General features: G+C 68.9%; 22 protein-coding genes and 1 tRNA gene. 13 read left to right on the forward strand and 10 right to left on the reverse strand.

The genetic code is table 11. The annotated features are described in order from the left end of the window. Positions 1-71 precede the first annotated feature (71 nt). Together ACTZQ5_RS10285 and thpR are read right to left on the reverse strand one after the other, a co-directional pair. The gene (locus ACTZQ5_RS10285; RefSeq protein ID WP_443585091.1) at positions 72-608 is read right to left on the reverse strand and encodes a superoxide dismutase family protein; all 537 of its coding nucleotides are present in this window, start codon (positions 606-608) and stop codon (positions 72-74) included. Positions 609-629: 21 nt separating this feature from the next. Further along, the gene (gene thpR, locus ACTZQ5_RS10290) at positions 630-1,208 is read right to left on the reverse strand and encodes an RNA 2',3'-cyclic phosphodiesterase (RefSeq protein ID WP_443585092.1); all 579 of its coding nucleotides are present in this window, start codon (positions 1,206-1,208) and stop codon (positions 630-632) included. Between the two features lie 134 nt (positions 1,209-1,342). Between thpR and ACTZQ5_RS10295 the strand changes: the two genes are divergently transcribed. The 4 genes from ACTZQ5_RS10295 to ACTZQ5_RS10310 all read left to right on the forward strand — a co-directional run bounded on the left by ACTZQ5_RS10295 (position 1,343) and on the right by ACTZQ5_RS10310 (position 4,151). Continuing rightward, complete coding sequence (locus ACTZQ5_RS10295) at positions 1,343-2,095, forward strand: Bax inhibitor-1/YccA family protein (protein ID WP_443585093.1); 753 nt, start codon at positions 1,343-1,345, stop codon at positions 2,093-2,095. 81 nt (positions 2,096-2,176) lie between these two features. Then, complete coding sequence (locus ACTZQ5_RS10300) at positions 2,177-2,956, forward strand: transglutaminase-like domain-containing protein (RefSeq protein WP_443585094.1); 780 nt, start codon at positions 2,177-2,179, stop codon at positions 2,954-2,956. Positions 2,957-3,021: 65 nt separating this feature from the next. Continuing rightward, positions 3,022-3,297, forward strand: a complete 276-nt coding sequence (locus tag ACTZQ5_RS10305) for a hypothetical protein (protein WP_443585095.1) — start codon at positions 3,022-3,024, stop codon at positions 3,295-3,297. A 296-nt stretch (positions 3,298-3,593) separates the two neighbouring features. Further along, positions 3,594-4,151 carry a hypothetical protein gene (locus ACTZQ5_RS10310; RefSeq protein WP_443585096.1) on the forward strand — a complete coding sequence of 186 codons (558 nt, stop codon included), beginning with the start codon at positions 3,594-3,596 and terminating at the stop codon, positions 4,149-4,151. Between the two features lie 17 nt (positions 4,152-4,168). Here the strand turns inward: ACTZQ5_RS10310 and ACTZQ5_RS10315 are convergent, their stop codons facing one another. The 3 genes from ACTZQ5_RS10315 to ACTZQ5_RS10325 form a co-directional block, all read right to left on the reverse strand. Beyond that, entirely contained in the window at positions 4,169-4,900 is a 732-nt protein-coding gene (locus tag ACTZQ5_RS10315; protein ID WP_443585097.1) for an extensin-like domain-containing protein, read from the reverse strand. After that, positions 4,900-5,646 carry an NUDIX hydrolase gene (locus ACTZQ5_RS10320; protein WP_443585098.1) on the reverse strand — a complete coding sequence of 249 codons (747 nt, stop codon included), beginning with the start codon at positions 5,644-5,646 and terminating at the stop codon, positions 4,900-4,902. The genes ACTZQ5_RS10315 and ACTZQ5_RS10320 overlap by 1 nt, the downstream gene beginning before the upstream one ends. Before the next feature lie 70 nt (positions 5,647-5,716). After that, a tRNA-Ala gene (locus tag ACTZQ5_RS10325) sits at positions 5,717-5,792 on the reverse strand. 248 nt (positions 5,793-6,040) lie between these two features. Between ACTZQ5_RS10325 and ACTZQ5_RS10330 the strand changes: the two genes are divergently transcribed. After that, positions 6,041-7,240: a DUF2171 domain-containing protein gene (locus ACTZQ5_RS10330; protein ID WP_443585099.1), complete on the forward strand. Its 1,200-nt coding sequence runs from the start codon at positions 6,041-6,043 to the stop codon at positions 7,238-7,240. Positions 7,241-7,351: 111 nt separating this feature from the next. Beyond that, positions 7,352-8,341, forward strand: a complete 990-nt coding sequence (locus tag ACTZQ5_RS10335; RefSeq protein WP_443585100.1) for an NADP-dependent oxidoreductase — start codon at positions 7,352-7,354, stop codon at positions 8,339-8,341. Positions 8,342-8,383: 42 nt separating this feature from the next. On the opposite strand, the gene ACTZQ5_RS10340 is transcribed toward ACTZQ5_RS10335, so the two are convergent. Next, the gene (locus tag ACTZQ5_RS10340; RefSeq protein ID WP_443585101.1) at positions 8,384-8,797 is read right to left on the reverse strand and encodes a DUF3597 family protein; all 414 of its coding nucleotides are present in this window, start codon (positions 8,795-8,797) and stop codon (positions 8,384-8,386) included. Between the two features lie 150 nt (positions 8,798-8,947). Here ACTZQ5_RS10340 and ACTZQ5_RS10345 point away from each other — a divergent pair, with 150 nt between their 5' ends. Then, positions 8,948-9,529: a DUF4142 domain-containing protein gene (locus ACTZQ5_RS10345; RefSeq protein ID WP_443585102.1), complete on the forward strand. Its 582-nt coding sequence runs from the start codon at positions 8,948-8,950 to the stop codon at positions 9,527-9,529. Between the two features lie 602 nt (positions 9,530-10,131). Here ACTZQ5_RS10345 and ACTZQ5_RS10350 read toward each other — a convergent pair. Next, positions 10,132-12,885, reverse strand: a complete 2,754-nt coding sequence (locus ACTZQ5_RS10350; RefSeq protein WP_443585178.1) for an Rne/Rng family ribonuclease — start codon at positions 12,883-12,885, stop codon at positions 10,132-10,134. 504 nt (positions 12,886-13,389) lie between these two features. On the opposite strand from ACTZQ5_RS10350, the gene ACTZQ5_RS10355 reads away from it, so the two are divergent. Beyond that, a complete protein-coding gene (locus ACTZQ5_RS10355) occupies positions 13,390-14,634 on the forward strand; it encodes an N-acetylmuramoyl-L-alanine amidase family protein (RefSeq protein WP_443585103.1) in 1,245 nt (414 codons plus the stop codon). Between the two features lie 232 nt (positions 14,635-14,866). On the opposite strand, the gene ypfJ is transcribed toward ACTZQ5_RS10355, so the two are convergent. Then, positions 14,867-15,778 carry a KPN_02809 family neutral zinc metallopeptidase gene (ypfJ, locus tag ACTZQ5_RS10360; protein WP_443585104.1) on the reverse strand — a complete coding sequence of 304 codons (912 nt, stop codon included), beginning with the start codon at positions 15,776-15,778 and terminating at the stop codon, positions 14,867-14,869. A 107-nt stretch (positions 15,779-15,885) separates the two neighbouring features. Here ypfJ and ACTZQ5_RS10365 point away from each other — a divergent pair, with 107 nt between their 5' ends. Next, a complete protein-coding gene (locus ACTZQ5_RS10365) occupies positions 15,886-16,671 on the forward strand; it encodes a 3-hydroxybutyrate dehydrogenase (RefSeq protein WP_443585105.1) in 786 nt (261 codons plus the stop codon). After that, positions 16,668-17,285, forward strand: coding sequence for a DUF4893 domain-containing protein (locus ACTZQ5_RS10370; RefSeq protein ID WP_443585106.1), 618 nt, complete (start codon positions 16,668-16,670; stop codon positions 17,283-17,285). The genes ACTZQ5_RS10365 and ACTZQ5_RS10370 overlap by 4 nt, the downstream gene beginning before the upstream one ends. A 1-nt stretch (position 17,286) precedes the next feature. Here ACTZQ5_RS10370 and ACTZQ5_RS10375 read toward each other — a convergent pair whose 3' ends face one another. Then, a complete protein-coding gene (locus ACTZQ5_RS10375) occupies positions 17,287-17,982 on the reverse strand; it encodes a hypothetical protein (RefSeq protein WP_443585107.1) in 696 nt (231 codons plus the stop codon). A gap of 42 nt (positions 17,983-18,024) precedes the next feature. Continuing rightward, entirely contained in the window at positions 18,025-19,017 is a 993-nt protein-coding gene (locus ACTZQ5_RS10380) for a cation diffusion facilitator family transporter (RefSeq protein WP_443585108.1), read from the reverse strand. Between the two features lie 89 nt (positions 19,018-19,106). Between ACTZQ5_RS10380 and ACTZQ5_RS10385 the strand changes: the two genes are divergently transcribed. The 3 genes from ACTZQ5_RS10385 (at position 19,107) to ACTZQ5_RS10395 (ending at position 21,347) form a co-directional block, all read left to right on the forward strand. Next, the gene (locus ACTZQ5_RS10385) at positions 19,107-19,358 is read left to right on the forward strand and encodes an AbrB/MazE/SpoVT family DNA-binding domain-containing protein (RefSeq protein ID WP_443585109.1); all 252 of its coding nucleotides are present in this window, start codon (positions 19,107-19,109) and stop codon (positions 19,356-19,358) included. Further along, positions 19,355-19,735 carry a type II toxin-antitoxin system death-on-curing family toxin gene (locus tag ACTZQ5_RS10390; RefSeq protein ID WP_443585110.1) on the forward strand — a complete coding sequence of 127 codons (381 nt, stop codon included), beginning with the start codon at positions 19,355-19,357 and terminating at the stop codon, positions 19,733-19,735. The genes ACTZQ5_RS10385 and ACTZQ5_RS10390 overlap by 4 nt, the downstream gene beginning before the upstream one ends. Positions 19,736-19,958: 223 nt before the next feature. Beyond that, positions 19,959-21,347 carry a helix-turn-helix domain-containing protein gene (locus ACTZQ5_RS10395; protein WP_443585111.1) on the forward strand — a complete coding sequence of 463 codons (1,389 nt, stop codon included), beginning with the start codon at positions 19,959-19,961 and terminating at the stop codon, positions 21,345-21,347. Positions 21,348-21,362: the final 15 nt, after the last annotated feature.

Consider the following 21,362-nt stretch of genomic DNA (forward strand, 5'->3'; position numbering starts at 1 on the left):
TCCGTTCTGCGACAGGTCAGGGCAAACGGAGGGGGATCGTGTGACGCCCCCTCCGTTCGCCGATCTCGGGGTCAGGCGGCGGTGAACACGCCGCAGGCGATGCGGCCACCGCTGTTGCCAGAGGGGTCGGTCATCAGGTCGTCGGCACTGGCATGGACGACGATCGCCGAGCCGTCGGTGTCGAGCAGACCGGCCATGGTCGCGCCGGGCACCGTCACGCCCAGCGTGCCGCGGCCGTCGCTGCCGACCATCAGATTGGGCAGGTCGCCTTCGTGCGGACCCTGCGGGTTCATGGTGCCGTGCTTCATCTGCGTCGGGTTCCAGTGCGCGCCCGCGGTGGTGAAGTCGGGGGCGTCGCAGCGGCCGACGGTGTGGATATGGGCGCCGTGCGTGCCGGGCGGCAGGCCCTTCACGTCGAGCGTGTAGCGGATGCCGCCGGCGACCTCCGTCGCGGTGGCGCGGCCGGCCTCGGCGCCGGCGGATGTCTTCAGCATCGCGGTCGCGCGGGCGCCGCCGGGCGTCGGGCTGCCGACGGCGATGTCATCCTTTTTCTGGCAGGCGGCGAGCGCCAACGTGGACAGACCGGCGAGGACGAAGATGGCGCGCATGATGAATCTCCCTGGAAGTCCTTACGAACCCGGCACGACTGCCCGAGGTTCCGCAGGCGGCGCAAGCGGCCAGCGCGCGACCGGTTCGTAGGATGCGCCGCCGCGGCCGAGGTGGCTTTCGTACAGCAGCAGGTGCGGCATCGTGAAGGCAGGGCTGGCGAGGCCCGCATGCACCGCCAGCCACCCGTCGATCTCCGGCCCGGCGCCCGCACTGCGCGGCAGCCGCGCGAGCGTGACGTGCGGCAGATAGGCGCGGCGTTCCGGCGGCAGCCCGGCGCGCACGCACGCCTGCTCCACCTTGCGTGCGACATGGTGCAGCGCCTCGCTGGGGGCGAAGCCCGCCCACAGGGTGTCGGTCCGCCCCTTGTGCGCGAAGCGGCCGGCCCCGGCGATGCGGACGAGCGGGGCAGGCGCGTAGATGCCGGCGAGCGCGGCGGCGATATCCTCCCCCTGCGGCCGGTCGACCTCGCCGATGAAGCGCAGCGTGCAATGCAGCTGCGCATCGTCCTGCCAGCGCGCGGCGGGCACGCCGCCCGTCGTCGCGAGCAGCGACTCGCGGATGGCAGGCGGCGGACGAAGCGCGACGAACAGGCGGGGCATCGGGAGCGAAACGACCTATTGTAATGTTCTGTTGCGTGTTCGCCGCAGCTTAGCCGGTTTCGCTTGAAAACGCGCGGGCAGGCGCCGATATTTCGATCAACCGACATCATGTCGGCAAAGGAGTTTGGGATACCATGGCAAACTGGTCTGACCCCCGGCCGAGCGCCGCGCCGTTCGGAGCCACGCGCGCCGATGCGGCGCGCAGCGGCGCCTATGACGCGGGTCTGCGCTCGTACATGCTGTCGGTCTACAATTACATGTCGTCGGGCGTGCTGCTCACCGGCATCGTCGCCCTGCTGTTCGCGGCGAGCGGCGCGGTCAACGCGCTGGTCGGCCCGACCGGGCGCACCAATGCGCTGGGCCTGATCGTCGCGCTGTCGCCGCTGGCGATCGTGTTCGCGATGAGCTTCGGCCAGGGGCGCATGAAGACGCAGACGATGCAGCTGCTGTTCTGGGCGTTCGCCGTGCTGATGGGCGTGTCGCTGTCGACGATCTTCCTCGTCTATAGCGGGACTTCGATCGCGGGTGCGTTCTTCGCCACGGCGGCGGGCTTCGCCGGCCTCAGCCTGTACGGCTATACGACGAAGCGCGATCTGTCGGCGTTCGGCACGTTCCTGGTGATCGGCCTCGTCGGCCTGATCGTTGCCAGCCTCATCAACCTGTTCCTGCAGTCGGGCGTGATGAGCCTGGTCATCAGCGCGGTCGGCGTGCTGATCTTCGCCGGCCTCACCGCCTATGACACGCAGCGTACCAAGAGCCTGTATTTCCAGGTCGCGGGCACGGACATGGTCGGCAAGGCGGTCATCATGTCGGCGCTGTCGCTCTACCTCGACTTCATCAACATGTTCCTGTTCGTGCTGCGTCTGTTCGGTTCGCAGCGTAACTGAGCCGCAGCCGATACGTTCATCATGCGAGCCCGGTGGCCGATGCCGCCGGGCTCTTTCTTTTGCGCCGAAGGGATGGCCGCCATGCGGGTGCGGATCGCCGTGGACCTGGACTATGCGATCACGGGGCCGCCGTGCGACGTGCTGTTGCAGATCGAGGCGGCGGCGATGGCCGACCAGCATATCGTCGCCGAGGCGCTGACCGTCTGGGGCGATACGCCGATCACCGCGGTGCGCGGCGAGGACGGCATCGGCCAGCGCTGCTGGGTCCGCGCCGATGGCTGGCTGAAGGCGGAATATCGCGCGACCGTCGCGGTGGCGCGGGCGCCGGTCGATCTTGCGACCTATGGCGCGACGCCGGTGCGGGCGCTCGACGGTGCCCTGGTGCCGTACCTGCTGCCGAGCCGCTATTGCCAGTCCGACCGGCTGGAGGGCTTCGTACGGCGCCGCTTCACCGGACTGGAAGGCGGTGCGCTGGCGGCGACGCTGGCGGAATGGGTGGCGGACAATCTCGACTATCGCGGCAACGCCAGCACCGGCGAGACGACCGCTCTGGACACCTTCGCGAGCCGGTCGGGGGTGTGCCGCGACTATGCGCACCTGCTGGTGGCGCTGGCCCGCGCGGGCGAGATCCCGGCGCGCTGCGTCGCCGCCTACGCCCCCGGCGTCGACCCGCCCGATTTCCACGCGGTGGCGGAACTGTGGCTCGACGGTGCGTGGCGGCTGGTCGATCCGACGCGGATGGCGCGGGCGGATACGATCGCGCGCGTCTGCGTCGGGCGCGATGCGACCGACATCGCCTTCATGACGATCTTCGGAAGCGCGCAACTCGTGCGGCAGACGGTGCGTGTGGTCGAGGACTGAAGGGGTGGAGGAACGGAAACGAGCCAGCAATCGTTGCTAACCTGTAATCACAGGAGGGTGTCACGATGACCGGTATCGACGAAAAGGCGCTGGACAGCCTGTCGGTCGCACCGAACGCCGGCAACCAGGAGCGCGACCCGCGCCAGGACGCCGGGCAGGACAAGTCGATCAACAAGCGCTTGGAAAAGAACCCGGAAAGCTCGGACGCGCGGCTGGATGCCGGGCTGGACGAGTCGATGGATGCCAGCGATCCGCCCGCCTCGACCCAGCCGGTGCACAATCACGGTCCGGCGCCGTCGTCCGGCTATGACGAGGAGGCGGAGCGCGCCCGTCAGGGTTGAGGCTTCCGCTTCCGACACTATCGAACAGGCAAGCGGCGGTCCCGACAAGGGGCCGCCGTTTCGCTGTCACTGCCGATCGGCCGACAGGTCTGTCTCCTGCCCGCGCACGATTGTTGCTCCGGAGCCGCGATGCGCGGCTTTGCGACGAAGCGCACTCGGCTCGCCGCATTCGATGTTGCGGCGCAGCAGGTTTCGTGATGCTTTTGTGACGGCGCTGCCGATGCGCCGTTAAGGTGGCTGTTAACCATCTTGCGGTATCGTCGCAGCCACAGTCACTGGCGGGGCGGGGTAACGATATGGGTGCCAAGATGAGACCGGCCGAAGGCGCGATGACGCTGGCGGAAATGAAGGAATTCGCGAGCTTTCCGGCGGCGACGCAGCGCTATATCCGGCGTAGCCTGGATATCGGGCTGGACCGCGACGACGCCATGGCCCGCTGGTCGCGCGACGTGGTGGAGGCGGCCAGCATCCGGGCGCAGGCGCGGCTGTACCGCTCGCTGCCCGAGCTGCGCCAGCTGGTGCCCGACGACGCCGATCTGGGCGCGGTGGAGCCGTTCCTCGCGCCCCTCGTGACGCTGGCCGGTTTCGATCTGGGGCAGGGGCGGCTGACCAGCTTTTCGGCATTCCGCTTTCTCTACGAACGGCTGATCGGCGCAGAGGCGCGGCCGTGGCTGCCCAGCGCCTTTTGCGCGGCGGCGGCGCTGCCCCATCTGCATCCCGAACTACGCCGCAAGCTGCTCCAGTCGATCAGCGAGGCTGCCGCGACGGCATCGGGCTGGTCCAACCGTCAGCCCGCCTTCTTCCCGCATTGGGTGGAAAAGGTGGATAGCGGCTCGGCGGCGCTGCCGCATTGATCCCGACGGCGTGCCGCCTAACGGCACGCGCGCCAACCGGTGCTGCCGCGGTTCGCCTGGTCGAGGTGCAGGTGATCGCGGTGCGCCGCGTTGTAATCGGGCGATAGCGTCGTCGCGAACAGGCGGCAGGCGCCGTCGCGCACCTCGCGCAGGAACCTCGCCTTGGCGCCATCGCCCTGCCAGTCGCCCGCCACCGTGATGCGGGTGCCGTCCGCCAGGCGAAAACCGGCGATGTCGACGGCATCGGCGGTGGCATGCTCGCTCCACGTTCCGGCATCGCGTCCGTAGATGCGGCGACAGGAATAACTGCCGAAATGATCGATGGCGACGACGCGGCTGCCGAAGCGGGCGAGTGCGGCCGGTTGCACCACGTCCCATTCCCACATCGATAAGGCCGCCGCGACCGGGCAGGCGACGCCGAGCCCCGGCGGGCGGTAGGCGATTGCCTGCGCACCGCCGGTGGCGAAGCGCACGCCATCGGCATAGCCGCAGCGCCCGCCGCCATCGCGCGCCGGCAGCACCGTGTAGCGGACGCCGGCACGGGTGAGCAGCGCCCGGCATTGTGGAAAGTCCTGCGTCAGGCCGGTCAGCTTGCGCCCGGTGAACAGCCCGATCGGCTCGGCGAGGTCGAGCGGCGTCCAGGGCAGATCCTGCGGCCGCCCCTTCGCCAGGCCCCAGAGCAACAGGGCGCCCGCCGCCAGCACGACCAGCGCGACGATCCAGCCGATCGCAAGGCGCAGGCTGCGCATCAGCCGCGCAGCGCCGCGCTCATCGGTTCGGCGGTGACCGGATAGCCGAGATCGTCGGGAATGCAGAGGTGCGGGCGGCCGTCGCGATCCTCGACGACTGGCGTGATCGTGCGCACGGGATGCGCGACCGCCTGCGCCACGGCCGCATCGAAGCTGTCGAACAGCGCCAGCCGTTCCAGGGTCCGGCGCGTCGGGAAGATCACCGTCGTGCGTCCGGCATCCGCATCGGCGAGCGCGGCGGCGGCGCTGCTCCAGGCGAGGCGCACCGTTTCGGTCGCATCGACGCTTGCGATCCCGCTCTCGGGCGCACGCGCCAGGAAGAAGAGCGTGTCGAAGATCCGCATATGGGCATGTGCCGGCCGCCAGCGCGCAAACGGCACCAACCGGTCGAGGCTGAGCGTGGCGCCCTCGTCCGCAAGGATGGCGGCGAAGGCATCACCGGCGTGCAGTCGCGCGCGGATGCGGGCGAGCACCTCGGGCGAGGGCAGGGGATCGATCCCGACGGCGAGGCCCGCCTCCTCGATCGTCTCGCGGATGGCGGCGATGCGGGCGGCGCTATCGTCAGCGGCATCCAGGGTGGCGGCGAGCGCATGGTCGCCCGGATCGATCCGCCCGCCGGGAAAAACCATCGCGCCGCCGGCAAAGGCCATCGCCTTCGCGCGTTCGACCATCAGCACGTCGGGCGGCCCGTCGATCCGGTCCCGCAGGAGGATCAGCGTCGCGGCGGGGATGGCGGTATCGGTCATGCGTGGTTTCAACGCCCGAACAGGCGGTTGGTCGCGACGATGGATGACGGAGCAGGTGCGCGCGGGGTGGTGGTGGAGCTGAGGGGAATCGAACCCCTGACCTCTGCAGTGCGATTGCAGCGCTCTCCCATCTGAGCTACAGCCCCGCACCCCGACCGGGCGATGCCCGGGAGCGACGCCATTAGCCGCCCCGCCGGGGCGATGCAACAGCCCTCGTGTCGCCGCCATTCAAAAATCGTCCTGCGACCGGCCGTTGGATCGCCACGACGCAAAGTCGTTGCGCGTCGGCAACGACAGGAACGAAGCGGCGGCTTGACCTTTATCAAGGGCGGAGCAGAGGCGCGCAGCAACGACGCGCCCCGCACCCGCAGGACTTGCCTCTCAGGAGACGATCATGGGCTACGAACGCTATCCGCGCGGTACCAATCCGCAGGGCGACTATTACGGGCGCACCGATCCGCAGGACTATGGCCGGGATTACGGCTCGGGACGCGATTACAGCTATTCGAGCGCGCGCGATTACCAGGCCGCCGGCCAATCCGATCGCGACGACCGCCAGCGCTATCGCGGCCGCGACGACCGGCAGAGCTACGGTTCGCAGGACTATGGCAACGAGCGCTACGGTCAGCGCGACCAGCAGCAGGGCTATTACCAGTCGGGCCGTGGCGGCTATGATCGCGACGACCGCGGCTATGGCCGGTACGAAGGCCAGTCGGAAAACCGCTATGTCGAGCGCAATCGCTATGGCGCCGATGCCAACCGCGACCAGGGCGGCAGCCGCGAATATCACGGCAGCTATGGCTCGGGCAGCCGCCGTTTCGAGGATTTCGGCCGCACCAAGCATGCCGACGACGACAATTACCGCGGTGGCGGCTACGAGCGCGGCGGCGATCGCGGGCGCCAGTCCTACGGGCGTCAGCCGCAGGGCTATGACTATGAAGACCGCGGCTTCTTCGCCCGCGCGGGGGACGAGGTCCGCTCGTGGTTCGGCGACGAGGACGCGGAGCGCCGCCGCGAATATGATTCGCGAATGGATGAGCGCGCGTACAACGACCGCGACGATGACTATCACAGCTGGCGTCGTGGCCAGATCCAGTCGCTCGACCGCGACTATGACGAATATCGCCGCGAGAACCGGTCGAAATTCCACAACGAATTCGGCACGTGGCGCACCAACCGCCAGGGTCAGCGCGATGCGCTGAACAAGGTCGAGGAGCATATGGACGTCGTCGGGTCCGATGGCGAACATGTCGGCACCGTCGACAAGGTGCGTGGCGATCGCATCCTCCTGACCAAGAACGATGCCGATGCCGGCGGCCGCCACCATTCGATCCCGTCGAGCTGGTTGCAGACCGTCGACAGCAAGGTGACGCTGAGCAAGTCGGCCGCCGACGCCAAGGCGGCGTGGCGCGACGAGGAGCGCAGCCAGGCGCTGTTCGGCGATGACAGCGACGACGGTTCGCAGCGCAGGTCGCAGACCGGCACGTCGCAATCGGGGCAATCCGGCGCATCGGCAAGCGGGCAGGCGAGCAGCCAGGCCGGCAGCCAGAGCGACGGCAAGGCGCTGGGCCGGAGCTTCTCGGGCACCTATTGAGCCCGATAGAGCACAGGCAGGAAGAGGCCCGGACGGCATGTCCGGGCCTTTTTCGTTGCTATTTGCAACTGATGCCCGCAGATTGCCGGTGGAATGGATCAGGAGAGTGACATGGCGCGTGCGTGGACCCTCAAATCGCGGCCGCAGGGGCTGCCGACCGCGGACAATTTCGAGCTGGTCGATCTCGGCCGTCGCGACCTCGGCGAGGGAGAGGTGCGCATCGCCAACAGCTGGCTGTCGGTCGATCCGTACATGCGCGGCCGCATGAACGACGTCAAAAGCTATACGCCGCCGTTCGAGCTCGGCGCCCCGATGCAGGGCGGCGCGATCGGCACCGTGGTGGAAAGCCGCTCCGACCGGTTCAAGGAGGGCGAAACCGTTCAGCATTTCGCCGGCTGGCGCGACGAAGCGGTGTTGCCCGCCGATCAGGTCCAGCCGCTGCCGCAGATCGATGTCGATCCGCAGGCCTATCTCGGCCAGTTCGGCATGCCCGGCATGACCGCCTATTTCGGCCTGATCGAGGTGGCGGGCGCGCAGGAGGGCGATACGGTGTTCGTCTCGGCCGCGGCCGGCGCCGTCGGATCGACCGTGGTGCAGATCGCCAAGGCGAAGGGATGCCGCGTCATCGGCTCGGCAGGCGGGGCGGAGAAATGCGCTTGGGTCGAATCGCTGGGTGCGGATGCGGTGATCGACTACAAGAGCGGCACGCCGGTGGTGAAGGCGCTGGGCGAAGTCGCACGCAACGGCATCGACGTGTATTTCGACAATGTCGGCGGCGAGCATCTCGACGCGGCGCTGGCCCATGGCAAGCAGGGCGCTCGGCTGGCGATCTGCGGCATGATCGACGTCTACAACAGCGGCAAGGCCACCGAATTGCGCTATCTGGCGCGGCTGATCGGCATGCGGATGCGCGTGCAGGGCTTTATCGTCAGCGACTATATGGATCGCGCCGCCGAATTCTACCGCGACATGGGCGGGTGGTTGAAGGACGGCAAGCTCCAGCGCCACGAGACGGTGCGCGACGGGCTGGAGGCGACGCCGGACGCGTTCCTCGGCCTGTTCTCGGGCGGAAACACCGGCAAGATGCTGGTGCGCCTCTGACCGAACGCCCTGCCCGGCAATCGGGCAGGGCGCTTCCCGTCATCAATTGCGCAGCGAATCCGGCACGATGCCGCCGTTTTCGGCCAGTTTGGCCATCACCGCCTTGTGCAGGGCGATATTCTGTTCGGCGCTCCCAGCCTCACCCGCATGCACGCCCAGTTCGTCGGCCAGTTCCTTGCGCGCGGCGAGGCTGGAATCGAGGTCGAGCAGCTTCAGCAGGTCGACGATCGAGGTCTGGTAATTGCCGCCGCCGTTCTTGAGCGACGCCATTTCGCCGAGCACCGCGCCGACGTCGACGGTCTGCGGCGGTGCGGCCGGCGTCGGGGCGGCGGCGGGAGCGGCAGGCGCTGCAGGTTGGGCCGGGGCAGCGGCGGGGGCGGCGGGTGCCGGCTGCGCCTGAGCGGCGTCCTGCTTGTGGTGAAAGATCTTGCCCATGATGTTGCCGAAGATGCTCATCGTATCCCATGTCCTCTGCTGGAACGACCGCCGGTGCGGTGCCCGCCACCAACGATGCGGGCGGGCGAACGGGTCCGCGATGGGAACGCGGCGGCGCGACAAGCGCTTATCCCCCTCAGGCGCGCCGATGCGCTATCGAGGGAAGCTGCTATGATCCTGCGCAAGACCATCATCACCTCCGCCGCACTGCTGGCGCTCGCCGCCTGCGGGCGCAACAACCAGGCCGATCAGACCAACACGGCGGCGATGACCAACGGCATGGAGGCGACTAACGTCGCCGACACCGCGCCGATGGCCACCCCGGCGAGCGGGGCGCAGAGCTTCGCCAACACCGCCGCGGCGAGCGATGCGTTCGAGATCGCGACCTCCAAGCTCGCGCTGACCAACGGCGCCTCGCCCGCGGTCAAGGCCTTTGCCCAGAAGATGATCGATGCGCACACCGCATCGACCGCCAAGCTCAAGACCACCGCCGCCGCCCTGACCCCGCCGATCACGCCCGATCCGACGCTGAATGCCGAGCAGCAGCAGAAGGTGGACGCGCTGAAGGCGCTGAACGGGGCCGCCTTCGATCAGGCGTACAAGGCCGAGCAGACGGCGGCGCACCAGCAGACGCTCGACATGCTGAGCGGCTATGCGGCGACGGGCGACGTGCCGGCGCTCAAGACCTTTGCGAGCGGACTGGTGCCGATCGTCACCGCGCACCTCAACATGGCCAAGGGCCTGAAGGGCTGAACCTGACCATCGGGGCGGCGCATCGGCTGGTGTGATCGCCGCCCGCACTCAACAGGCGTCGCCTTGCCCGGCCTATGGGGGATCGATGGCAACGAAGCCGGTGAGGGCAGGGCGCTATAAAGTCGAACTTACCCTGATCCGCTGGCCCTGAGCCTGTCGAAAGGCACCGTGCCGCAAGCGTGCGGCCTGTGGCGATCCGCCCTTCGACAGGCTCAGGGCGAACGGGAATTACAGTGAGCCGGTTTTTCAACTCGACGCCCTAGCAGCGAGCCTTCACCCCTCTCAGTGCACGCTGAGGTGCTTTCGCTCTTTGGCGCCAAGCCGCTGCTTTAAGGATCAAGGCCGAGCCTCGCTCGGCGTCACGAATCGAAGGAAAGCCGTTGCGTCATTCGGCAGATTAAGAAGATCATGCAGGCGCACCGATATATCCAACCTGCCGAGCTGTCGGGTTCGTCCCTCATGAGCCCTGTCCGATCAGGGCGTCGCCACGAACGTGCAGATCGGCGTTCTCCGCGCCGTCGCGCGACCGTCTTTGCATGTAGCAGCGACGCTGCCGCATAAGAAAAACCCCTCCCGCACCGGTGTGCGGGAGGGGTTCGTCGTCACGCGCCGAAGGTGCGCTGCCACCAGCCGCGGCGGGGCGGTTCGCCATCGGTGGCCTCGGAAGCGTCCCCGGCCTCGGCAGCTTCGGCGGGCGCCGTGCCGTCCTGGGCCACGGCGAGGGTCGCCTCCGGCTGCGGTGCCGGCTCCTCGGCGGGCGCGGCGTCCTCCGCTACGGGCGCTGCTGCAGGCGCCTTGCGCGTGCGGCGGCGCTTGGGCTTCTCCTCGGCAGCGGCCGTGTCCGCCGGGGCGTCGACCGGAGCCGGAGCGCTCGCCGCAGCCTCTTCGGCGGGGGCGGGCGTCGCCTTCTTGCGGGTGCGCTTGGGCTTGGGCGCAGGCTCGGCGACAGGCGCTTCCGCCTCCACCACCGGCGCTTCCACCGGCTGCGGGGCCGGCTCCGCGATCGGCTCGGCGACCGGTGCCGCAGCGCGCGCGCGCGGGCGGCGGCGGGTACGCGGCGCCTCGACCGGAGCGGCCTCCGGCGCTGCGGGCTCGGGCGCATCGAGGCCGGTGGTCACCGGCCCTGCATCGCCCGCTTCGGCGATCGGCTCGAGTTCGGCCACAGGCTGGCCTTCTTCCGCCTCGCTGCCGGCGGCATCGCCCGGTGCTTCGGTCGTGCCCTCCGCCTGGCGACGACCGCCACGACGACCGCGGCGACCGCGACGGCGGCGCCCTTCGCCCTGCGGCTGCTCCTCGGACGGCTCGCCCGCCTCGACGGCGGCACCCTCGTCCTCGTCGTCGCTCTCGCTGTCTACCGGCTCTGCGGCAGGTGCGGCGTCCGCCTCGTCGTGCGAGGCCTCGCCGGCCTCTTCGTCACGGTTGCGACCGCGGCGACCGCGACGGCGGCGACGGCGGCCACGACCGCGACCCTCGCCGTCGTCCTCGCCACGCTCTTCGCGCGGACGGGCGTCGCGACGCGGCTCGTCCTCGGCCTCGACGACCTCCTCTTCTTCGTCCTCGTCCTCGATCTCCTCGGGGACGTCGTCATAGTCTTCTTCGATCAGCGCCTCGATCTTGGGCGCATAGGCCGGCGGCGGGCCGGACGCCTCGACCGACATGCGGGCGCCTTCTTCCTCGCGATCCGGGATGATCTCGACGGTCACGCCATAGCGGTCCTCGATCTCGGCGATATCGGCGCGCTTGCGGTTGAGGACATAGATCGTCGCTTCCTGGCTGGCGCGCAGCGTCAGCAGCGAGCCGCGGCCGCGTGCCGCCTCGTCCTCGATCAGGCGCAGCGCGGAGAGGCCGGCCGACGAGGCGGTGCGGACCAGGCCGGTGCCCTCGCAATGCGGGCAGGCGCGGGTGGAGGCTTCGAGCACGCCGGTGCGCAGCCGCTGGCGGCTCATCTCCATCAGACCGAACGACGAGATGCGGCCGACCTGGATGCGGGCGCGATCGTCCTTCAGCGCCTCCTTCATCGCCTTCTCGACCTTCCGGACATTGGAATTGTTGTCCATGTCGATGAAGTCGATGACGACGAGGCCGGCCATGTCGCGCAGGCGCAGCTGGCGGGCGATTTCCTTGGCCGCTTCGAGGTTGGTCGCGGTCGCGGTCTGCTCGATATTGTGTTCGCGCGTCGAGCGGCCGGAGTTGATGTCGATCGACACCAGCGCCTCGGTCGGGTTGATGACCAGGTAGCCACCCGATTTCAGCTGCACCACCGGATGGTACATCGCGGCGAGCTGGTCCTCGACATGGGCGCGCTGGAACAGCGGCACGGCGTCGGCGTACTGCTTCACCCGTCGGGCGTGGCTGGGCATCAGCAGCTTCATGAATTCGCGGGCGTGGCGATAGCCTTCCTCGCCCTCGACCAGCACCTCGTCGACGTCCTTGTTGTAGATGTCGCGGATCGCGCGCTTGATGAGGTCGCTGTCGCCGTAGACGAGCGCGGGCGCCGCCGAACTCAGCGTCGCTTCGCGGATGCCGTCCCACAGGCGGGCAAGATAGTCGAAGTCGCGCTTGATCTCGACCTTGGTACGCTGGAGGCCGGCGGTGCGGACGATGCAGCCCATCGATGGCGGCAGCTGCATGTCGGCCATGATCGACTTCAGCCGCTTGCGATCGGCGGCGTTGCTGATCTTGCGCGAGATGCCGCCGCCGTGGCTGGTGTTGGGCATCAGCACGCAATAGCGGCCGGCAAGGCTCAGATAGGTGGTGAGGGCCGCGCCCTTGTTGCCGCGCTCTTCCTTGACGACCTGGACCAGCAGCACCTGGCGGCGGCGGATCACGTCCTGGATCTTGTAGCGGCGACGCAGGTTCATGCGGCGCTGGCGCAGCGCCTCGACCTGATCGTCGTTGCCGCCCCGCGGCTTCTTCGACGTGCCGTCGGACGTGCCGGTGTCGCTGTCGCCCTCGTGCGCCTCGTCGTGCTCGCCCTCGTCGGCATCGTCGAAGTCGTCGTGGTCGCCGTCCTCGGCGTCATGCTCGTGGTCGTCCTCGTCGGCATCCTGCTCGGCGCGCAGCGCGGCCTCTTCGGCGGCATGCTCCGCCTCTTCGCGCAGCAGCGCGTCGCGGTCTTCCTTGGGGATCTGATAATAATCGGGATGGATTTCGCTAAAGGCGAGGAAGCCGTGGCGATTGCCGCCGTAATCCACGAACGCCGCCTGCAGCGACGGCTCGACGCGCGTCACCTTGGCAAGATAGATGTTCCCCTTGAGCTGCTTGCGCTCGGCGCTTTCGAAATCGAACTCTTCGATCCGGTTACCCTTGACGACTGCGACGCGGGTCTCTTCCCGGTGGCGTGCGTCGATCAGCATACGCGTGGTCATTGAAATGTCTCCGCGCGCGTGGCGCTCCGCCGGCCGGTCCCGAAGGGAGGGGGCGGGAGGGCGCGCATGCGCGTTGATAGATGGCGCCGGGCGGACCGGCGCGATGGTGTGGCAAAGATGCGTCTGCTCGCCCGGCACGTCGGGGGGCACGGCCCGCCCACACGTCCGACACGCCGCCGGCCGAGGCCGGGCGGTGTCGAACGTGGGAAAAGTGCGTCATGCGAGCGTCAACCTGGTTAAGGCCGCGCCGGGAAGGCGCGGGGACCCGCCGCGTCGCCTTAGCCAAAAGGGGCGACGCACGGGTGCACGGCATGACTAGCATCGCTCCCGGCGCATCGCAACTGGCAGGAACTTGCCGCGGCGGCGGCAAAACCATGCCGAACGGCGGATTAACCTTGCCGGGCAACCGGGCGTTCGCACCCCCCGGCTATGACGGTCACCGGCGATGCAGCGGACACGGGCCGCGGGCAGGGTTCGCCAAAGGGGTAGAGTATGGCTTTTCGCTGGACCCGCGCACCCTTTGCGCGGCAAGGACGGCGCGTGTTCGCGCTGTTCGCCTTGATCGCCGGCTGGTGCACGAGCGTTCCCGCCTGGGCGGAGACCGCGATCCGCAGCATCGCGGTGCAGGACGGACGGATCGTGATCCGCTTCGACGGCCGCATCGCCGCCGCCACGGGTGAGGTGCTGGAGCGCAGCCGCCAGATCGCCGTCGATATCGCCGATGCGGCGCCGGGTGCGCGCGTCGCGGCGGGCGGCCCGATCCGCGGCGTGCGCCAGATCCGCTCCGGCACGGGCACGCGCCTGCTGTTCGATCTCGCCGCCCCGGCCGTCATCGGCGATGGCGGCTTCGACGCGGATGGGCGCGGCCTTACCCTGTCGCTGGAGCCGGCGAGCGCCGCGCGGTTCGCCGCGGCGGGGCTGGCCGGGCCGCTCAGCTTCATGGCGTTCGACTTCGGCGACTGGACGGCGAAGCCGCGCTACAAGGTGTCCATCCCGGTGCCGCCGCCGGCGCGCGCGGCGCTGCCCAAGGTGCGCGGCGATGACAGCCGGCCGCTGGTGGTGATCGATGCGGGCCATGGCGGCGTCGATCCCGGCGCGATCAATCCCACCACGGGGCTGCGCGAAAAGGACGTGACGCTGCGCATCGCCAGGGCGATCCGCGACGACCTGCTCGCCACCGGCCGGGTGCGCGTGGCGCTGACCCGCGACGACGACCGCTATCTGGTGCTGCGCGAACGCTATGGCATCGCGCGCCGGCTGAAGGCGAACCTGTTCATCTCGATCCACTGCGACAGCGTCGGCAGCGAGGAGGCGAGCGGCGCCTCCGTCTATACCCTGTCGGAGGTCGCATCCGACAAGGAGGCCGCGCGCCTCGCCACGCGCGAGAACAAGGCGGACGTGATCTCCGGCGTCAACCTGGGCGACGCTGGCGCCGACGTGTCGTCGATCCTGATCGACCTCACCCAGCGCGAAACGATGAACTCCTCGGCCAGCTTCGCCCGCCTGCTCGGCCGCGAGGCGAAGCCGCTGATCCCGACCAAGCCGGTGTTCCACCGCATGGCCTCGCTGATGGTGCTGAAGGCGCCCGACATGCCCTCCATCCTGTTCGAGACGGGCTATATCTCCAACCCCGGCGATGCCGCCTTCCTCGACAGCCGCGAAGGGCGGGAGCGGATCGCAGAGAGCGTCACCAAGGCGGTCGAGGTGCATTTCGCGCGGCAACTGGCGAGTCGTTGAGGTCAGCTACAAGGCTGAATGCGCGGCATCGGACGGTGCGTGCCGAGCTTGTCGAATTGTGGGCAGCCCGGTCATCCCGCTGCAGCGATCCAACGGAACCGCCGTCATCCCCGCGCAGGCGGGGATCCATAATCACTGCGGCGTGTAAGGAACCGCATCGTCAGCCAGTATGGATCCTCGCCTGCGCGGGGATGACGGGGGAGGGCCGTGTACCCCCTTCCCGAACAGAACCTCAGATCGCGCCGGAGAAGGTGTCGCATTGCGCCGGATCGCCCGTCTCGATGCCGCGCTGCAGCCAATAGGCGCGCTGCGCGGAGGTGCCGTGGGTGAAGCTGTCCGGCACCACGCGGCCCTGCGTTTCCTTTTGCAGCGTGTCGTCGCCGATCGCGCGGGCGGCGGTGAGGCCTTCCTGGAGATCGCCCGGCTCCATCCGGTCGCGGTTGTGCGCCGCCCAGACGCCGGCATAGCAATCGGCCTGCAATTCGAGCCGGACGGAGGCGGCATTGCCCGCCGTCTCGCCGCTGCTGCGCTGGATCTGCTGCACCTTGTCCGAGGTGCCGAGCAGGTTCTGGATGTGGTGGCCGAATTCGTGCGCGATCACATAGTCCTGCGCGAAATCGCCCTTGGCCCCGAAGCGGTTGGCGAGTTCGTTGAAGAAGCTGGTGTCGAGATAGATGCGGCTGTCGGTCGGGCAGTAGAAGGGGCCCATCGCCGATTGCGCGGCGCCGCAGCCCGAACGGCCGTTCTGAGAGAAGAAGCTGAGGCCCGGCGCGCGGAACCGCTGGCCGCTTTGCGCGAAGATCGCTTCCCAGGTCTTGTCCGCCGAGCTGAATGCGTTGCAGGCGACGCGCTTGTCGGGATCGGACGAGCAGATCGCCGTCGCGCCGCGTCCTTCGGAGGGAGCGCTGCGGGTCACCTGCGTGCCGCTGCCGCCACCGCCGATCAGGCCGCCGAGATTGCCGAGCCCGCCGAACACCGCGAACAGCAGCAGCACGACGACGATGCCGCCGCACCCGAAGCGGCTGCCGATCAGCGGCAGCAGGCCGAAGAGCAGCCCGCCGCCACCGCCTCCGCCACCGAAGCCCCCGCCGGTATTGCCCTGATCCTCGACGTCAATGTTAGGATCGAAATCGTCGAGACGCATGGCAGGCTCCCTTTGGCTTGTCAGCCGAATGCCCGAACCCTCCCCCCGGTTGCAACCACGCGCCCGCCGACGCAGGACGGCAGGCGACAGCAGGAGAGCCAAGCGCCATGTTCCTTCAAGGCAAGACCGCAATCGTCACCGGTTCGACCTCCGGCATCGGCCTCGCTTATGCCCGTGCCTTTGCGGCGGAAGGCGCCGCGGTGGTCATCAACGGCTTCGGCGACGCCGATGCGATCGAGGCGATCCGCGCCGAACTCACCGCGACGAGCGGCGCGCCGGCGTTGTACGATGCCGCCGACATGACCCGGCCGGACGCGATCGCGGCGCTGGTCGAGCGCGCCCATCGCGAGACGGGCCGCGTCGACATCGCGGTCAACAATGCCGGCATCCAGCACGTCGCCCCGATCGAGGATTTCCCCGACGAGAAGATGGAGGCGATCGTCCGCATCAACCTGCTGAGCGCCTGGTACGTCGCCAAGGCGGCGGTGCCGCATATGAAGCGCCAGGGCTGGGGGCGGATCATCACCACCGCATCGGCCCACAGCCTGGTCGCGAGTCCCAACAAATCCGCTTATGTCATGGCCAAGCACGGCATCGCCGGCCTGACCAAGACGCTGGCGCTGGAGACGGCGCAGGCGGGGATCACCGTCAACTGCATCTCGCCCGGCTATGTCTGGACGCCGCTGGTCGAGGCGCAGATCCCCGATACGATGAAGGCGCGCGGCCTGACGCGCGAGCAGGTGATGAACGACGTGCTGCTCGCCGCACAGCCGACCAAGGAATTCGTCACGCCCGAACAGGTCGCCGCGCTCGCCGTGTTCCTGTGCCGCGATGAGGCGAAGGCGATCACCGGCGCCAATCTGTCGGTCGACGGCGGCTGGACGGCGGCATGAGGGCGGCGCGCTTCGCCATGCTCGGCCTTGCCGCGGCGCTGGTCGCGACCGCGGCGGTCGCGCGCAGCGACGATCCGCGCGAGGTGGATTGGCGCAAGGCGGCGACGGCGCAGGACCGTGCCCGCCTGCGCAACTGGCGCGATGCGTGGATCGCCGCGCTGGCCAAGGTGCGCGCGGCGCCCGGCGGGGCATCGGCGCTCGCCGCGGATGCCGCGCTGTTCGATCCCGATCGGGTGATCCAGGGCGCGGCGCTCGGTCCCGGTGCCTATCGCTGCCGCAGCTATCGGCTCGGCGGCGTGGGGCCGGCCAGCCGCGCGCTGCTGGCCGGGGGGTGGCGGACCTGCCGGGTCACCGAAGAGGACGGGGTGCTGCGCTTCGCCACCGACGGCGACCAGCGCGAAAGCGGCACGCTGTACGACAGCACCGATTCGCGCACCGTGTTCCTCGGCACGCTGGCGCTCGGCGACGAGCGGCGGCCGACGCCCTACGGGCGGGACCTGCGGCGCGACATGGCCGGATTGGTCGAGCGGATCGGGCCCGATCGCTGGCGGCTGGTGCTGCCGTTCCCGGGCTTCCAGTCGACGCTGGATGTGGTGGAGATCGTGCGCGGCTGAGCTATTGCGCCGGGACGGTCTGCACCATCTGTACTGGAGCAGGGGCGGGGGCAGGGGCTGGCGGCAGCGCAGTCACTGGCGCGACCGGCGCCGTGAGCGGAGAGGCGACGACCACTGCCGGCCCCAGCGGGGGCAGCGAGGCGAGATACGCCTTGCCGTGCATCGCGACCAGCGTGACGTGGCCCTCGTTCGCCGCCGCCACCGCCTTCAGATAGGATCGCGGCTTCTTCATCAGCCGGGGCTGGTCGAGGCCGGTGAGCCCGGCGATGCGCGCCGCCTCCTTGACGAAATGGATGCAGTTGCGCGTGCCGAGATTGTAGCGGGCGTCGCCGGTCTTCTCGTCCCATGCCGCGATCAGCGCCAGCACCTCGGCATATTGCGCATCGCTCAGTGTGACGGAAAATTGCGCATCGCTGCCGGCGATGTAGAAGGGCTTGGAGATGTCGAGCCGGCCCGCCACGGTGCCCATCAGGATCTTGGGGCTGACCGATTTGGCGGTGAAGCCGTAATTGACGTCCACCGGTGTGCCGCCCGCATCGGGCACGCCGCGCAGCGTGAAGAAGGCGTGCGGGAAGCTGTTGCCGAGTTCGTGGCTCCAGAAGGTGATCGTCACCGCCGCCAGCGCAGGCGCCGCCCCGAAGAGTGTCGTCAGGACGAGCAGGGCGGCAAGCAGCGGGCGCAGGACGAAGCGGTGCATGGCCCGTATGTTAGCTGCAAAGCCGCGGGCTCGCAAAGCCGATCAGCTGCTCCCGCCGTGCGGTTCCCCATGCTCGTTGGCCGCGGCGGCGGCCGTCGCCAGCGTCGCGGCATTCTCGCTTTTCTCTGGCCGGATGTAGATTGAGCTCAGCGTCGGCACGGCGGCGCGCAGCTGATCCTCCATCTCCTCGATGATCGTCTCGCCGGCGCCCATGGTCAGCTGATCCTCGAAGTCGGCGCTGACCGCGACGAAGATCGCATCGGGTGCGGTGTGGATGGTGCGGACGTGGTTGACCGCGGTCACCGCCGGATGTGCGGCGACGATCTGGCGGACGCGCTCGACCACCTCCGGATTGGCGCGCTCGCCGATCAGCAGCCCCTTGGCCTCGCGCGCGAGCAGGATCGCGACCAGCCCCAAAATCAGTCCGATGGCGATCGACGCGATGCCGTCGATGCGCGGATCAAGGAAATAATGGCTCGCCCACACGCCGATCGCGGCGATGCTCAGCCCCGCGAGTGCCGCCGAATCTTCGAACAGGACGATGAAGCCCGCCGGATCCTTGCTCTGCCGGATCGCGCGCCACCAGCCGGTCGTCCCCTTCGACTTGGCGAATTCACGCATCGCGATGAACCAGGACGATCCCTCCAGCGCTGCGGCGATGGCGAGGACGATGTAATTGACCAGCGGGTCGGTCAGCTCCTCGGGCTCGATGATGTGCAGATAGCCTTCGTAGATCGACACGCCCGCGCCGACCGCGAAGATCAGGATCGCGACCACGAACGCCCAGAAATACAGTTCGCGGCCATAGCCGAACGGATGCACCGCATCCGGCGCGCGCTTGGCGCGATGCTGGCCATAGAGCAGCAGGATCTGGTTGCCGCTGTCGACGCAGCTGTGCACCCCCTCAGTCAGCATCGACGACGATCCGGTGATCCCCGCGGCGACGAACTTGGCGACGCCGATGCCCAGGTTGGCCGCCAACGCGCCGTAGAGGACGATGTTGTCGCGAATCCGTGCGGTCAGGCTGTCGGTCATGCTGGCTCCCCGTCGCGTCTTGCCGCGGCGCGGGCAGGGATACGCGCGAAGGGGTGGAACGGCTCCCGCCGCGATGTTATAACCGGTGTATGAACAAGCCAGCCGACATCAAGCCCGCCCAGGAACTGCGCGTCATCAAGATTGGCAATTCGCAGGGCGTCATCCTCAGCAAGGACCTGCTCGCCAAGCTGGGCGTCGAGCAGGGCGGCACGATCGATGTCGTCGCCAAGCCCGACGGCTTGTTCCTGCGCAAGCATGATGCGGGATTCGCCGAGCAGATGGCCGTGGCCCGCGACGTCATGCGGCGACGGCGTGACGCGTTGCGCGAACTTGCCAAATGACCGCATGGATCTGGGTCGATATCGAGGTGGCGCTTGCCGCCCATGACGAACAGCTTGCCGAACATGGCGGCGCTGCTGGGTTGCGCGATCGATCGATGTTGGAGAGTGCGCTTGCCCGTCCGCTCAACCTGCTGGCCTATGGCGAACCGGATGTGGCCGACCTTGCGGCCAGCTACGCATTCGGGATCGCGCGAAATCATCCCTTCGTCGACGGTAACAAGCGTACCGCGCTGGTGGTGAGCGAAACGTTCCTGCTGCTCAACGGCTATGTGCTGAACGCATCCAATGTCGAATTGGTCGTGACGTTCCTGGCGCTGGCTGCGGGGGACATGGATACGGAAGCACTCGCCGCCTGGTTCCGCGCGCACGTTGCGTGAGCTCGGAACGGGAATGGCCGCCGGCGTACAGGACGCCGACGGCCACCTTTCCTCCCCAGGAAACTCTCTGGCCATCGGTTAGCGGCTGTCCGCAGCCGTCGTCAGCAGCGCGGTGCCACCGGGTGAAGTCACCGTGTCCACACGCTGACACTCCGTTCCGTCATGCTGTAAGGAATTGACAAGCCGCCCCGTACCGGACATTCGAACGGGCGGGGAGACAGTGATGGCGGAGCGTAAATTGTTTGCCGGCCATGCCGTGCGCCGGCTGCGGCGGCAGGCGGGCCTGACCCAGGCGGCGATGGCGGAGGCGCTGGCGATCTCGTCGAGCTACCTCAACCTCGTCGAGCGCAACCAGCGGCCGCTGTCCGCGGCCTTGCTCGTCAAGCTGGCTGAATCGTTCGACTTCGATCCGCGGGCGCTGACCGCCGGCGAACCCGGCGGCGGCGAGGCGGCGATGCGGCGGCGGCTGGCGGACCCGATGTTCGCCGACCTGGAGATCGATCGCAACGAAGTGGGCGAATGGCTCGCCGGCGCGCCGGGCGGGGTGGAGGCGTTCGCGCGGACCTACGACCGGCTCGGCGCGGGCGGCGGCGGCAGCGGGGCGGACCATGTCGATCCGGTGGCCGAGGTGCGGCGCGAGATCGAGCGCTGGCGCGGCCATTTCGCCGACCTCGACGGCATGGCGGAGGCCTTGGCCGACGAACTGCGGCTGGGGGCGGGCGACCTCTATGGCGCGATCGCCGAGCGGCTGCGCGTCAAGCACCAGCTGACCATCCGCATCCTGCCCGTCGACGTGATGCCCGACCTGTTGCGCCGGCTCGACCTGCATGCGCGGCAGTTGCAGCTGAGCGAAACGCTCGATTCCGCCTCGCGCACCTTTGCCGCCGCCTATCAACTGGCGCAGATCGAGGCGCGGGCGGAGATCGAGGCGTTGGCCAAGGGCGCGGGTTTCGCCGATCGTTCGTCGGAGCGGCTGTTCCGCCGCCACCTCGCCAGCTATTTCGCCGCGGCGGTGATGATGCCCTACGCGCGCTTCCTGCGGGCGTGCGAGACGACGGGCTATGATTTCGAGCTGCTGCAACGCCGCTTCGGCGCGGGCTTCGAACAGGTGGCGCATCGGCTGACGACGCTGCACCGCGTCGGCGCACGCGGCCTGCCGTTCTTCCTCATCCGGATCGACCGCGCCGGGCAATGTTCGAAGCGCTTTTCCGGCGCGAGCGCCTCGCCGCTTGCCGAGGCGGAGGGGCGGTGCCCCTTGTGGCGGCTGCATCACGCCTTCGACCGGCCCGGTGCGCTGGCGGTGCAACTGGTCGAGCTGGAGGATGGCGCGCGCTGGCTGACGATCGCGCGCACGGTGACGCCGCAGCGGCGGCGCTATGGCGGCGTGCTGGCGGAGTTCGCCGTGGGGCTCGGCGTGGCGGCGGACCTGGGCGGTGCGCTGGCGGTGGCGCGCGGCGTCGACCTGCGGGGCGATGCGACGCCGATCGGCCTCGGCTGCCGCGCCTGCCACCGGACCGACTGCCCGCAACGTTCGGCGCCCCCCACCGGCCGCGCCCTGCTCATCAACGAGCGCGACCGCGGCGTGTCCGGCTTCACCTTCGCCGGCGATTGATTGTAGTAAAAGTTA

It is taken from the genome of Sphingomonas cellulosilytica, from assembly GCF_052321755.1.
Lineage (GTDB): Bacteria > Pseudomonadota > Alphaproteobacteria > Sphingomonadales > Sphingomonadaceae > Sphingomonas.